Source organism: Thalassospira sp., from assembly GCF_002709775.1.
GTDB lineage: Bacteria > Pseudomonadota > Alphaproteobacteria > Rhodospirillales > Thalassospiraceae > Thalassospira.
Genome location: NZ_PAQR01000003.1, coordinates 1 through 13289 on the forward strand (window position 1 = coordinate 1; position 13289 = coordinate 13289).

Annotated in this window: 10 protein-coding genes; 6 read left to right on the forward strand and 4 right to left on the reverse strand. The window is 56.3% G+C overall.

What is annotated here, in order from left to right:
* From CMO10_RS01125 to CMO10_RS01135, 3 genes are all read right to left on the reverse strand, one after another.
* A partial coding sequence (locus tag CMO10_RS01125; RefSeq protein WP_297018504.1) for an ABC transporter substrate-binding protein occupies positions 1–1179 on the reverse strand: 1179 nt, incomplete at its 3' end.
* A gap of 243 nt (positions 1180–1422) precedes the next feature.
* Positions 1423–2793, reverse strand: a complete 1371-nt coding sequence (locus tag CMO10_RS01130) for a sigma-54-dependent transcriptional regulator (RefSeq protein WP_297018505.1) — start codon at positions 2791–2793, stop codon at positions 1423–1425.
* The gene (locus CMO10_RS01135; protein WP_297018506.1) at positions 2759–4516 is read right to left on the reverse strand and encodes a sensor histidine kinase; all 1758 of its coding nucleotides are present in this window, start codon (positions 4514–4516) and stop codon (positions 2759–2761) included. The genes CMO10_RS01130 and CMO10_RS01135 overlap by 35 nt, the downstream gene beginning before the upstream one ends.
* Before the next feature lie 275 nt (positions 4517–4791).
* Between CMO10_RS01135 and CMO10_RS01140 the strand changes: the two genes are divergently transcribed.
* The 6 genes from CMO10_RS01140 (at position 4792) to CMO10_RS01165 (ending at position 12010) form a co-directional block, all read left to right on the forward strand.
* Positions 4792–5322, forward strand: a complete 531-nt coding sequence (locus CMO10_RS01140) for a sigma-70 family RNA polymerase sigma factor (RefSeq protein ID WP_297018507.1) — start codon at positions 4792–4794, stop codon at positions 5320–5322.
* 155 nt (positions 5323–5477) lie between these two features.
* Complete coding sequence (locus CMO10_RS01145) at positions 5478–6518, forward strand: FecR family protein (RefSeq protein ID WP_297018508.1); 1041 nt, start codon at positions 5478–5480, stop codon at positions 6516–6518.
* Between the two features lie 159 nt (positions 6519–6677).
* Complete coding sequence (locus CMO10_RS01150; RefSeq protein ID WP_297018509.1) at positions 6678–8972, forward strand: TonB-dependent receptor; 2295 nt, start codon at positions 6678–6680, stop codon at positions 8970–8972.
* 70 nt (positions 8973–9042) lie between these two features.
* Complete coding sequence (locus CMO10_RS01155; protein WP_297018510.1) at positions 9043–10176, forward strand: ABC transporter substrate-binding protein; 1134 nt, start codon at positions 9043–9045, stop codon at positions 10174–10176.
* On the forward strand, positions 10173–11222 hold the full coding sequence (locus CMO10_RS01160; RefSeq protein WP_297018511.1) for a FecCD family ABC transporter permease: 1050 nt from the start codon (positions 10173–10175) through the stop codon (positions 11220–11222). Before CMO10_RS01155 ends, CMO10_RS01160 begins: the two co-directional genes overlap by 4 nt.
* The gene (locus tag CMO10_RS01165; RefSeq protein ID WP_297018512.1) at positions 11219–12010 is read left to right on the forward strand and encodes an ABC transporter ATP-binding protein; all 792 of its coding nucleotides are present in this window, start codon (positions 11219–11221) and stop codon (positions 12008–12010) included. Before CMO10_RS01160 ends, CMO10_RS01165 begins: the two co-directional genes overlap by 4 nt.
* A gap of 21 nt (positions 12011–12031) precedes the next feature.
* Here CMO10_RS01165 and CMO10_RS01170 read toward each other — a convergent pair whose 3' ends face one another.
* Positions 12032–13267, reverse strand: coding sequence for an ABC transporter ATP-binding protein (locus CMO10_RS01170; protein WP_297018513.1), 1236 nt, complete (start codon positions 13265–13267; stop codon positions 12032–12034).
* Positions 13268–13289 lie beyond the last annotated feature (22 nt).

Sequence of the window (13289 nt, forward strand, 5' to 3'; positions counted from 1 at the left end):
GCCCACGGCTTGCGCCTGGACAATCTGGTGAGTTTCGGGATCGATGTAGGATGCAAAGCCCGGCGGATCTTCGGGCAGGGCCAGTTGCAATCCTTCGAGGGCGGTAATCAGCGCGCGGTCATCATTCACGCCGCCGGCCTTTTCAATGGCGCGTGCAATGGCGATGATCCCGGTATAGGCGCCTTCGGCCGCATAGGTCGGATAGCGCCCGGTCATGTCATGGAACTGTTTGACAAACCGCTTGTTACGCCCGGTTTCAGGCCAGTTGTTGTGATGACGTGCCGAAAGGATCAAACCCGGATAGGGTTGATCACCAAGCGCCATCATCACATCGTAATTGGCACCGGTATCGAAATTGGCCAGACGGGTGGTTTCAAAGAAGCGTGTTGATGCCGCCTGTTTGATAAAGGCGATGAAATCCCCGCCCCAAAGCGCTGTGACAACCACATCCGCCTTGGCCGATTGCAGGGCGTTGATATAGACCGAGTAATCCGGCTCATAGAGTTTGGGCCATAGATCGCCGACGGTTTCATATTCGACACCCAGCTCATCAAGGGCGAGTTGCAGGTCCGTCCAGGAAACATGGCCGTAATCGTAATCCGGTCCGACAAAGGCCAGGCGCTTCCAGCCGGTTTCCTTTTGCAGATCACGCAAATAGCGTGCGCCGGCGGCCATGGACGTCCAGCTGTCATTGGTGACGCGGAAATAATAATCGTGACCTGCCTCGATGCTGAGCCGTGAAGACGCATGATCGGTGCCGACCATGATGATCTTTTCGGTTCGGGCCAGATCGCTTACCGCGTGGGCGACACCCGATGACACGATGCCGCAGAAGAATTTGGCATTGTCATTGGTGATGAAATCCTGTGCCAGACGGACCGCGTAGGATGCCTTTGACCGCGGATCATCGGCGATGACGCGAAGATTGGGCACATCCAGGCCTGATCTGGCTTCGGCTTCGAGGTCCTGAAGGGCGATCTTGATGCCGGAAATACTGTCGCGGCCATAGGTGGCCGATCGTCCGGTCATCGGGTACAAACAGCCGATGACAGCATCTGCGTTCTGTGCAGATGCGCCCAGCTCAAAACGTTCTGCCTGTGCGGTATTGGCCGCAAACAGTGCGAACGTGGCTACAATAATGGTGATGCACCCGGAAACCGGGTGTTTGAGCATCTCCATGACTTTCCTCCCTGCGAATGGTTGTTCCATCCGCGTTTGTACCTTTGTCTCGCTATTCCGCAAAGGCTGTGCCAGTTGCGAAATTTCGGCGCAAAGTCAGGAAAGCCGCGCGATTGACCGTTTTAGCCAAAAAACCTGGAGCGGTTTTGAGCGCAGGGTTGAGCGCTTAGCGCTCAAATAGCAAAACACCCTTGAGCGGTTTCCGCTCAAGGGTGCCGAAGAAATGTGTTGTGTCAGGGTAAGTTATTGCAGGCCCAGCCTTTGCAGGCGGCGTTTCAGGGCATGGCGGGAAATGCCAAGGATTTCGGCTGCGCGGCCTTTGTGGCCATCGGCCTGGTCAAGGGCATCCTGCACCAGATGGCGCTCGGTGCTTTCCATGCGATCCTGCAATTGCGGGCTGCCATCAGGGACCCCGCCATGCAGATCGTCGGATACATCATCCGTGATATGAAACTCGGCCGGAAGCAGATCCGGCGAAATCTGTTTGGACGGATAAAGAATGGTCAGCCGTTCAATCAGGTTCTTAAGCTCGCGCACATTGCCGCGCCAGCGATGATGGCGCAGCAGATCAAGGGCCGCATCATCGAACTGGATCGGATGGCAACCTTCGGCCTTGGCCTGATGGTCGGCGAAATGATCGACCAGTTTGATGATATCCTCACCCCGGTGGCGCAGTGCCGGAATATCAATCGTGATGACGTTGAGGCGATAAAACAGGTCTTCGCGGAAATTGCCCAGACGGACTTCCTCGGAAAGATCGCGGTTGGTTGCGGCAATCACACGCACATCGGCCGATGCGGAATGCTCGCTCCCGACCGGGCGGTAATCACCGTTTTCAAGGAAGTGCAGAAACTTCGCCTGCAGGGCCAGTGGCAGCTCGCCGATCTCGTCAAGGAATAGACTGCCGCCATCGGCCAGACGGACAAGGCCGGTGCGTTTCTGATGCGCACCGGTGTAGGAACCCTTTTCAGCTCCAAACAGCTCGCTTTCAATCAGCTGTTCGGGCAGGGCAGCACAGTTGACCTCGATAAAGGCGTTTGAGGCGCGCGGGCTTTCGCCGTGAATCGCGCGCGCGACCAGCGCCTTGCCGGTGCCGGATTCCCCTTGCAGCAGGATGCGGCTGGCACTGCTTTGTGCGACGCGGTCAATCGTTGTGCGCAATTCACGCATCGGCGCGCATTCACCAATCAGACCATTGGTCGGCAGGTTGCGCTTGCGGTGGTAATCAAGCTCAAGGGCGGTACGGTTCTGATCAAGGGTGGTGTTGATCGTGTGGATCAGCTCATCAAGTTCGAACGGCTTGCTAAGGTAATCGGCGGCACCGAGTTTGACGGCCTTGACGGCCGCACGCGTGTCACCATGGGCCGAAATCATGATCACGGGCACGTCGATATCAAGCTTGCGGATGCTATCAAGCACCTCCATGCCATCCGCACCAGGCAGGCGCAGATCAAGCAGGATGATATCGAACTTGTTTTTACGGACCTGCAAAAATGCATCTTCGCCGGAATGGATGCCGGTAACGTCCATGCCTTCGGTGCGAAGCGCAAAGCTTAGTGATCGGACGAATGATTCCTCATCATCGACGATCAGAATCCTGATCTTGCGGGGCATTTTTCGATGTTTCCTCCTTTGAAGTTCCCGATTTCGTTGCTGGGAACTTCAATGTGATTGTTGTGCCCTCTTGCGGGGCACTTTCAATATTGATGGTACCGTTATTTGACTCGACCAGTTGTTGGCTGATTGTCAGGCCAAGTCCGGTTCCTTTGCTTTTCATGGTAAAAAATGGCTGCACGACGTCAAGCAAATGCTCTTTGGGGATGCCGGCACCATCATCGGTGACGCGGATTGCGACCTGACCATTATGGCGTTCTGCGCGCAGGCTGACGGTGCCGCCGGGCTGGCAGGCCTGAATGGCGTTGATCCCGATATTCAGCAGGATTTGCAGGACCTGATCCGGATCGACAAAGATCGTCAGGCGCGAATCTCCAGTGGTGTAAAACCGAACCTGCGCCTCTTCGGCGACCGGGGTCAGAACGCGCGATGACTGACGAAACAGATCGCGGATTTCAGTTTCCTGTGGGCAAGCTTCCCCCGGGCGGCCATAGGCCAGAAGATCATTGACCACGCGCGACAGCCGATCAATCTGATGACCCATATCATCCAAAAGTGTCTTGCGCTCCCCATCGGGTTCCTTGCGCACAAGGGCCTGAACAGTTGTTTTCATGGTGGCCAGCGGATTGCGAACTTCGTGTGCAACGCCAGTGGCAAACTGGCCCAGAACGGCAAGCTTTTCGGCGCGCACCGTGCGGTCAATCAGGTCTTTAAGCTGCCATGCCATGGTGTTGAAGGCCTTGGCGACTGTACTGATTTCATCGCGGCGTCGGCCTTCGGGCAGGCGGTAATACAGATCACCGGACGCAATGCTGTTGGCGCCCTGAACAAGGGTATCTACCCGTCGGCGCAGGCTGCGCGACAGGGCAAAAAAGATCGCGAGAATGACGACAATGATAACGGCGGCGGTAACTGCCAACCAGAAACGGGTTTCATCAATCGGCTGCAGGATAGTGCCCGGACGGACACTCATGACAAGGTTCCAGCCCGGAAGGATACTGGGGCCTTCGATCAGCTCGCCATTGACTTCGGTCGGGCGACCGGTGGCATCCAGAACATTTCCGCCCGGGGCGCGCAAAAGCGGATCAATCACGCCCGACACCCCGGCACTGGCCAGAAGTTCGGTCAGTGATGCCAGCCGAACATGCAGGGCCACAGACGTGTTTTGTCCCAGACCAGTGTCGCGGATATGCGCCCGCATCAATATCCAGCCGGAATTACCGTTTTCAGGCAGTTTGGGACCGATGAATTCGATGCCCTCATGCTCGACCCGCGGTAGACCGGAAATGTCCCACCCGCTTTTCGACCAGTAGGGCGGGCCAGATGCAGCTTGCCCGGCGACCAGTCGATCAAGATTGTCGTACCAGTCGAAAAACAGCACACCATACAGATCGGGTGAGTCCGCTTCGACCCGAAGCAGGGTCAGGGCCTCTTCCGCCTGCGGGGAATTGGGACTTTCAATAAAGGCTGGCAGGGCCGGGTGGTTTGACAGGGTAACGAGCTGATAGATGCGGGCATCCAGAAAGGCCGAAAGCTTGTTTGATGTGGCGGCAACCTGCGCGCTCAGGCGTTCGCCCGTCAGACGGTCAATCAGTTCATTGGAAAAGCGCTGATAAAAGAAACTGAGTGCGAGAAGCGCACACACGACAACACCGACCGATAACAATGTATATCGGCCCACAAGGCTCAGTCGTTGGTTTCGGGACCAATGAAATCCGGTCACGAGCGTTCCCTGATTTTGGCGTTATTGGTTTTTGTTGTTTCCCAAGTTTTCGCTGAATTCAGCCAAAACGGCAACGCAAATCTACACAACTTTTTGGTGTCAAGCCGTGATCTTTTGCGCGATCGCGGTTGGTGGTCGCCGCATGCTTGGTGGAGAATTTGACTCTTTAGGGAAAATACGCGCAATGTCGCGTGCAGTTTGACAGCTCGATCAATTCCAAGTAAATGCAAACAATTCGCAATCGCTTTTGATTGTGAGGCGGACAGGTTTTGGGAATGGTTGCGACCTTGCGCGATAGGGAACTGTTGACCTTGCTGATTGCTCATCGGGCAGAGCTCGTGAGCTATGCGCGCGCAATTGTCGGCGACACGGCGCTTGCTGAAGATGTCGTGCAGGATGCCTATTTCCGCCTTGAGCGCGCCCAGCAGGTCAAGCTCGATGACAAGCTTGATGAACCGGTTGGCTATATTTTCCGGATCGTGCGCAACCTGGCCATTGATGGTAGGCGCCGGATCGGGCGCGAGAACACTTTTATACAGGGCGATGCCAATGGCACGGCGGATATGGTTGCCGCCGAGGGGCCCGATCCCGAAGAAAAGGCGATCGCGCGCGGGCAGGTCCGGTTGCTTGAAAAGGCCTTGTCCCAATTGCCCGAGAAATCGCGCATCGCACTTGAGATGCATCGTTTCGGTGGATGCAAATATGCCGAGATCGCCAAGCGTCTTGATGTGTCGGTTGGTACCGCGCACGGCCTGGTGACCGACGCCATCGAGCACTGCAAACAAATTCTGGCGAAAGGGGGATAAGCGAAAAAAGTCAGTGGAAAATTTGAAAATCCACCGACGCCCGTTCGTTTATTCGGTAGGAGAGATACGCAAATGTGCCAGAACAGAACGACAAGCCGAAAAAACCGCCAAACTGCTGCATTCTGTTCTGATGCCGTTTGGAGAAATGTACGGCCATGAGCAATATGACAGCCCCCGCCACGGCAAGCGAATGGATTACCCGCCTTGCCGATGAACCCGATAACGCAACGCTTCGCCAAGCGCATGACGCGTGGCTGATGTCGTCTGCCGATAACCGGGCGGATTGGGAAGAAACCCTTCAGGTCTGGCAAATGCTTGATATGACCGTGCCGGTCCATGGTGCGGAATGGGCGCATCGTGTGCGGGAAAATACCCCGCAGCAGGATCGCATTTCCCCGGCTGGACGACTTGCGCAGGCGCCACGCGCCAATACACCGGGCGGAACAGTGTCGGCAAAGTCACGTGGAGGCCATTCCTGGAGGAAGGCCGGATTTGCCAGCGGTGCTGTTGCAGCCTTTATGGCGCTGGCCTTGCTGGTGGTGTTGCCCGGCCTGATGGATCGGTTTGAAGCCGATTACATTACAGGCACGGCCGAGATGCGGGTGATTGATCTCCCTGACGGGTCGGTTGTGCATCTTGGGCCGGAAAGTTCGGTTGCCATCGATTTTGATGCGGGGCGTCACATCACGTTGCTGAACGGGGAGGCGTTTTTTGATGTCAAACCGGATTCAAATCGCCCGTTTGTTGTTGCTGCAAAAGAAACCCGAACAACGGTTCTCGGCACGGCCTTTAACGTGCGCAGCGATGCTGCCGGTGTTGATGTTGCGGTTGAGCACGGTCATGTCCGCGTTGATGGTTCGGGTGTGGCAACGCCGCGTGACTTGCGTGCAGGGGACGCGGTGCATGTCATGGCAGATGGGCAAACCGTTACGCGCAAAATGTCGCCAGCACTGGTTGCCTCCTGGCGCAATGGGCAGCTGATTGCCAAGGATCAGGCCTTTGCCGACATGGTGGAAACTGTCGATCGCTACCATAGTGGGTGGGTGGTTGTGACCGATGACCGGTTGGCGGAAACGTCTTTGACCGGTTTCTATGACCTGACCGATCCGCTGGCAGCGCTTCAGGCAATGGCCGACGCGCAAGGGGCGGAAATCCAGCAGGTATCCCCATGGATGGTGTTGATTTCGCCAAAGTAATTTGAGGCGTTTTCAAAACGTTACGACAAAAAATCCAAGAAAATCGAAATTAATTTGAAAATCGGCACGCGCCGCTTCGTTGCTTGGTTATGGGGTGAATTTAAGTATCATTTGCAATTTACCCGATCCAAACAGGCTTAATGAAGCGGAGAAGATGGAATGATGGGGGATCAGTTGTCGGTCGTCGCGGGGAAATGGCGTCATCGCCTTGTGGTAACGACTGCACTGTCGGTTCTGGTGCTGCCGGTGATCGGTTCGCAAGCGGGTGCAAGCGAAGAACTGCCGACAAATATGTCGGCGACGGATTCAAGCCGGGAACTTGCGCAAGCAAGTGAAACGCACAGCTTTGACATCGCGCCGCAAATGCTCGCCGATGCGCTGGCACTGTTTGGCCAGCAGGCCGGCGTGCAAGTTTCCGCCGATGGCGAACTGGTCCGTGGTGTTGAAACATCCGGCGTATCGGGTGAGTACCAGACCGGGGACGCGTTGCAGCGCCTTTTGGTAGGGACGGGTTTGACATTCCGGGTCTCAGCAAACGGTGCAATCACCATTACGGGCACCACGCAGGGGTCGGCAGATGACAATGTCCTTGCGCCGGTGATGGTCGAGGCCAATGCCTTTGCCGATGATCACGCCGGTGCAGCTGATCGGGCAAATTCGGTTTATATCACCCGTCAGGATTTGGAACGTCGCAACCCGCAGGATGTTGATCAGGTTTTCGCCGGTGAGTCTGGTGTTTCCGTTGGCGGGTCGGTGCCGCTCAGCCAAAAGGTCTATGTCAATGGTGTCGAAGAAACCAATCTGGCTGTTTCCATTGATGGTGCGCGCCAGAACAACAAGGTTTTCCACCATAACGGCACTAACCTGATCGATCCGGCCTTGCTGAAAGCGGCCCGTGTTGATCCGGGTGTTGCCCCTGCGGATGCCGGGCCGGCAGCACTTGGCGGTTCCATCGTTTACGAGACCGTCGATGTGGGTGATCTTCTGGCGCCGGATCGTTCACTGGGTGGATTTGCCGTTGCCAGCTTTGATACCAATGGTGGCCGTTTTACCAACGACCTTTCAAGTTATGGTCGTGCTGGCGAAGCCGAGCTTCTGGGATACTTTAAATGGGCTAAGGGTGATGACTTTGAATCCGGCGATGGCGAGCAAATGCCGGGCACCGGTTCGGACCTGCGTTCGGGTCTGGTGAAAGGCGCCTATGAAGCCAACGATTACCATCGTTTTGAAGTTTCTGCCGAACAGGTCCGTGATCGTGCGCGCCGTCCGTATCGTGCCAATATGAGCAACCTGACCAACCGGAATGACCCGGCAGAGCGTGTTTATGATCTGGCACGGCGGAAGTTCGTGTTTAACTATAACACTCCGACGGCGGATGGCATCTGGGATCCGAAGGTTGTGATGGCCTATTCTGAGTCGGATCTGAGTGTTCCAAGCCCCGACAACAGCGAAGGCCTGTCAGCCAGTTATTCCGGCAAGGTCGAGAACGACTTCAACATCACAGATGTTGATAAAATCACCGCCGGTGTCGATTTCTATCATGACCGTTCGAAATACCATGCGCCGACATATTCGACCGACGAGGTTGCGACCAATGTCGGGGCTTATGGTCAGGCGCGTTTGCAGCCGCTTGATCCGTTGCGCGTTTCATTTGGTCTGCGCGGCGACCGCCAGGCGTTTGAGGGCATCGACGGAACAGAGATCGACCTTGATGGTGTCAGCGGTAATGCTTCGGTGGCGTTTGACGCAACTGATTTCCTGACACTGAAGGCAGGCTACTCCAATGTCTGGGGCGGGATTTCACTGGCCGAGAGCTTCTTGCACAACACGTCGTGGGATTACAGCAATGGTGTCAAAGCCGTGCGTGCAGAGAACTACACGACCGGCTTTGAGGCGCATTACGAGGGCTTCACCTTTAGCGGTGATCTGTTCCGGGGTGTCTTCGATAACGTTCGCAACCCGACCTATAACGGTGGTCCGTCACTTTATAGCGATTTTGAAACACGCGGATATGGCTTTGGTCTTGGTTATAACTGGGGTGCGGGCTTTGCGCGCCTGAACTACACCGATACTGAAATCACCGTGAATGGCAGTGCGGCAAGTTCCTATGCCACGCAATATCTCGGTGCGCCGCTTGGCCGTATTTTCGCGCTCGAAGTTGGACATACGTTCGAGGAGTTGAATGTGCGTGTGGGCGGTACCGGCGAGGCCGCGCTTAAGAATACCGATACGCAGGATGCCGGAGGATTGGCGCTTGAGGCATATGAGGTGGTCGGCCTTTACGCGGAATATCAGCCATCCGGGGCGGAATTCCTGACCTTGCGCGCTGAAGTGAACAATCTGTTCGATGAGAACTATGCAAGTCGCGCAACCTACGGTCAGGACTTCACTACGGTGGAGCCACTCTATGAGCCGGGTCGTTCGTTCTTGCTGCAGGCCAAAGCAACTTTCTGAGTTGCTCGCAGTTCAATGACGTTTCGCCGGGGCAGCAATCGCTGCCCCGGATTTCGTGATTTTGGGGTCCATGATGAAAGCCTTTCCGACATCTTTTCTGATCTTGTTTGCACTGTTTCTGACAATGCCGGTCGCCAGCGCAAGTACGGTTACCGTGACTGACATTGCCGGGCGCAATGTAACGGTTGAATTGCCGGTCAAGCGTATGGTGGTTAGTGAAGCGCGCTATCTTCCCTTGCTGGCGTTGTTGCGGCCAGATGATCCGGTCGGCGGTGTTGTCGGTACCATGACGCCACTTAGCTGGACCCATCCTGATATCGAGACGCAGCTGTTTGAACGCTTTCCCGAGGCAAGTGATATTCCCCTGTTTGGCGGGCGCAACAAGGACAGTGTGTCAGTCGAAAAGATCATTGATCTCGCACCCGAATTGGCGATTTTCGGGCTGAATGATCATGGGCCGGGGGCAAAGAATGCCGAACTGATTGATCAACTGACTGCGGCAGGCACGAAGATCGTCTTTATCGATTTCCGGTCCGACCCGCTTCATAACACCTTGCCATCGATACGGATGTTAGGGCGGCTTCTCGGTGCGGAGAAGCGGGCAGAGGAATATGCGGCGTTTTATCAAGAACGATTTGATCGCGTTGTGACGCGCGTCAGCCAGACCAAAGAGCGACCAACTGTTTTCCTGCAACCGCACCCCGGCCGGTTTGAATGTTGCTGGGGCATGGCGGATGGCATGCTGGGGCCGTTTGTCGAAGTTGCCGGGGGCACCAATATCGCTGATGCGGTGGCGCCCGGACCGACGGCACAGCACACTGCCGAATTCCTTCTCATGGAAAATCCAGATGTCTGGATCGGGACGGCGTCAGGCACCTTCGCGGAATTTAGCGATGGTGCCGACCCAGTCGCGCTTGGTGCAGGCATGACGCCCGAAACAGCGTCGCAAAGTTTGACGCGTTATTTGTCCGCGCCGGAATTTGCCGCGCTGGATGCGGTGCGCACGGGGCGTGCGCACAGTATCTGGCATAATTTCTACAACTCGCCATTTAACATTGTCGCGCTTGAGGCATTTGCCAAATGGACCCATCCAGACCTTTTCAACGACATTGATCCGATGGACACGCTGGCCGAGATTTATGAGCGCTGGTTGCCGTTTGAATTGAACGGGACCTTTAGCGCGACTGTCGGGGCTGTCCAATGACAGAGATCGGGGTGACGCTGTATCAACGGTTTGGCAGCATTCACAAGCGGCGTCTTGGGATGGTGTCGCTGTTGGCGGTCGGGGTTGTGGTGATGCTGGGGCTTGATCTTTGGGCCGGGCCGGCCGGGCTTGCGTTTTCCGATATTATTTCGGGGCTGATCGACCCGGACCAGCTTGATCTGCGCCATCGCATCATTTTGTGGGATGTGCGCCTGCCGGATGCCCTGATCGCATTGGCGGTTGGCGCGGCGCTTGGTCTTGCCGGGATTGAAACCCAGACCATCCTTGATAACCCACTGGCCAGTCCGTTTACACTTGGCGTGTCATCGGCCGCAGTTCTGGGGGCCAGTCTGGCGATTGTCGTGGTGCCGGTTGTGCCGTTTTTTGCCGAGGCAGCCGTGTTGCCGGTGATGGCGTTGCTGTTTGCGTTGGGATCGGGGGTGCTGATTCTGGCGATTGTGCGATGGAGCAACGGGGCACGTGAAACTGTGGTGCTGTTTGGTATTGCACTTGTGTTTTTGTGCAATGCCCTGACGGCGGGCCTGCAATATATCGCCAGTGCCGAGGCCGTACAGCAGATTGTCTTCTGGACGATTGGCAACCTGACCCGTGCGGGCTGGCCAGAGGTTGCGATGGTCAGTGCCTGTTTTCTGTGCGTGTTGCCGTTTTCGCTGCGTCATGTCTGGGTGATGACGCTTTTGCGTGGTGGGGAAGCACATGCACGCAGCATGGGGATTAATGTTGCCCGATTGCGGCTTTGGGTGATTTTACGAGTGTCGCTTCTTGCTGCCTTTGCGGTGTGTTTTGTCGGGGCGATCGGCTTTATCGGATTGGTCGGGCCGCATATTGCGCGACTGATGCTGGGTGAAGATCACCGGATGCTGGTGCCCGGATCGGCCCTGTGCGGGGCGTTGATCCTGTCCTGCGCGTCGTTCCTGTCTAAGGCGTTGATTCCAGGTGTGATCATTCCGGTTGGTATTTTGACCGCTGTTGTTGGTGTGCCGGTCTTTCTTGGATTGCTTTCGGGGCGGAGGCGCATGGCATGACACTGTTTACGGCAAAAGATATCTCGGCATTTTACGGACGCAGTCATGTGCTTGATCGGGTTGATCTGCCCGATCTCAGCGATAATCAGGTTCTGGGGCTTCTGGGTCCCAATGCATCGGGCAAGTCGACATTGATGCGCTGCCTGTCTGGTGAAAAGCCAACCGAGGGCCAGATTGCAATTGATGGGGAAACGCGCGCGGATATGGGCCATGACGGTTGGCATCACCGGCTGGCCGCCATGCCGCAAACGCCGCCCAATCCATCGGCCCTTCTGCCGACTGAGTTGATGTGGAGTACGGCGCGTGCGCTTGATCTTGATTTTTCCGATAAGGAACTTGGTGACCAGATCGAGGATATCTTCAAGCGGTTGGGATTGGCCGAAGTTGCGCTGTCACCGCTTCATACCCTGTCGGGGGGTAAGCGCCAGTTGGTTGGTTTGGCGCTGGCACTGATGCGCGATCCCGATGTGTTGTTGCTTGATGAGCCGACATCTGCCCTTGATCTGCACTGGCGGATGGTGGTGCTTGATCTCGTACGCGAACGTCTGGCAGAGCGGGGCGGGGTTGTGATTGCCGCCTTGCATGACCTTGATCTGGCAGCACGCTATTGCGACCGGATTGTGCTTTTGCATCGGGGCAAGATCATTGCATCGGGAACGCCGTCAGAGGTTTTGACCCCTGCCAATCTGGCACGGGTTTATCGGGTTGAAACCCGCGTTACGTCCGATGAAGACGGACGACCGATTGTGCATGTTATCCGCCCGCTGCGGGATGTTGAGCCTGCCTGAAGATTGCACTGGCACTGGCGATCAGCCGGTTCTGAGTGCCTGTGCTTCATGCAGGCGGCGATAGGCGCCATCGCGGGCCAGCAGGGCATCATGACTGCCTTGTTCGGCAATGCCATCCTGGGTGATGACGACGATGCGATCGGCATTGCGGATGGTGGCCAGGCGGTGTGCAATCACAAGCGTGGTGCGGCCCTTGGCGAGGTCATCGAGCGATTGCTGAATGGCCTGTTCGGTTTCGGTGTCGAGCGCTGATGTGGCTTCGTCCAAAATCAGGATCGGCGGGTTTTTCAGGAAAATACGTGCGATGGCAACCCGTTGCTTTTGCCCGCCCGACAGTTTTACACCACGTTCGCCAATCACCGTATCAAGGCCTGCTGGCAGGCTTGCGATCAGATCATCGAGGCGGGCACTTTTGGCGGCTGCAAGGATTTCATCCTCGCTGGCGTCAAGGCGGCCATAGGCGATGTTATCGCGCAAGGTGCCGGCGATCAGGATGACGACCTGAACGATGCGCATGCCGAGATAGTTGATCGCAAGGCTGATAGCCATGATGGCATAGGCCTGCAATTTGACACTGCGATATTGCTCGTTATCGCGCTGAAACAGGGCGCGTTCGTGGTCTTCGTTGGCAAAGGCACGCACCACACGCACGCCGCCGACATTTTCCTCGATCCGGGCGTTGAAGGCACGCACGCGTCCGAACTGGTTTTGCCAGTTGCGCGTCATATCGCCACCAAACCGCACAACCAGCCACATCACCAGCGGTGCGATCGTCATCGCAATCAGGGCCAGCGGAGTGTGGACGGTAAACATCAGGATCAGCGCGCCGACAAAAGTCATGATGGCGACAAAAAGGTCCTCTGGCCCGTGATGGGCGACTTCGCCGATTTCTTCGAGATCCTTGGTTACGCGGGCGACGAGATGACCGGTTTTCTGATTGTCGTAAAAGCGGAAGGACAGCTTTTGCAGGTGATCGAATGCACGGCGGCGCATTTCGGTTTCAATCGTGATGCCCAGAACATGCCCCCAATAGGTGACAACCGCCATCAGGCCGGTATTGATCAGATAGACAATCAACAGACCAAGGGCGGCCAGCAGGATCAGAATCCAATCCTGTTTGGGCAGCAGGGTATCGACAAATCCGGCCACGGCGACCGGGAAGCCCAAAGACAACAGACCCGACAAAACAGCGCACCCGAAATCAAGCAGGAACAACCGTTTGTGCGGAAGGTAGTAGGAAAAGAATTCTTTGAGCATGCGCGCGCATTCCATCAATAAC

Coding starts and splice junctions, on each gene's coding strand:
- CMO10_RS01150 (WP_297018509.1), top strand. CDS start 6,678: ATGATGGGGGATCAGTTGTCGGTCGTCGCGGGGAAATGGCGTCATCGC.
- CMO10_RS01155 (WP_297018510.1), top strand. CDS start 9,043: ATGATGAAAGCCTTTCCGACATCTTTTCTGATCTTGTTTGCACTGTTT.
- CMO10_RS01130 (WP_297018505.1), bottom strand. CDS start 2,793: ATGCCCCGCAAGATCAGGATTCTGATCGTCGATGATGAGGAATCATTC.
- CMO10_RS01145 (WP_297018508.1), top strand. CDS start 5,478: ATGAGCAATATGACAGCCCCCGCCACGGCAAGCGAATGGATTACCCGC.
- CMO10_RS01165 (WP_297018512.1), top strand. CDS start 11,219: ATGACACTGTTTACGGCAAAAGATATCTCGGCATTTTACGGACGCAGT.
- CMO10_RS01170 (WP_297018513.1), bottom strand. CDS start 13,267: ATGCTCAAAGAATTCTTTTCCTACTACCTTCCGCACAAACGGTTGTTC.
- CMO10_RS01140 (WP_297018507.1), top strand. CDS start 4,792: ATGGTTGCGACCTTGCGCGATAGGGAACTGTTGACCTTGCTGATTGCT.
- CMO10_RS01160 (WP_297018511.1), top strand. CDS start 10,173: ATGACAGAGATCGGGGTGACGCTGTATCAACGGTTTGGCAGCATTCAC.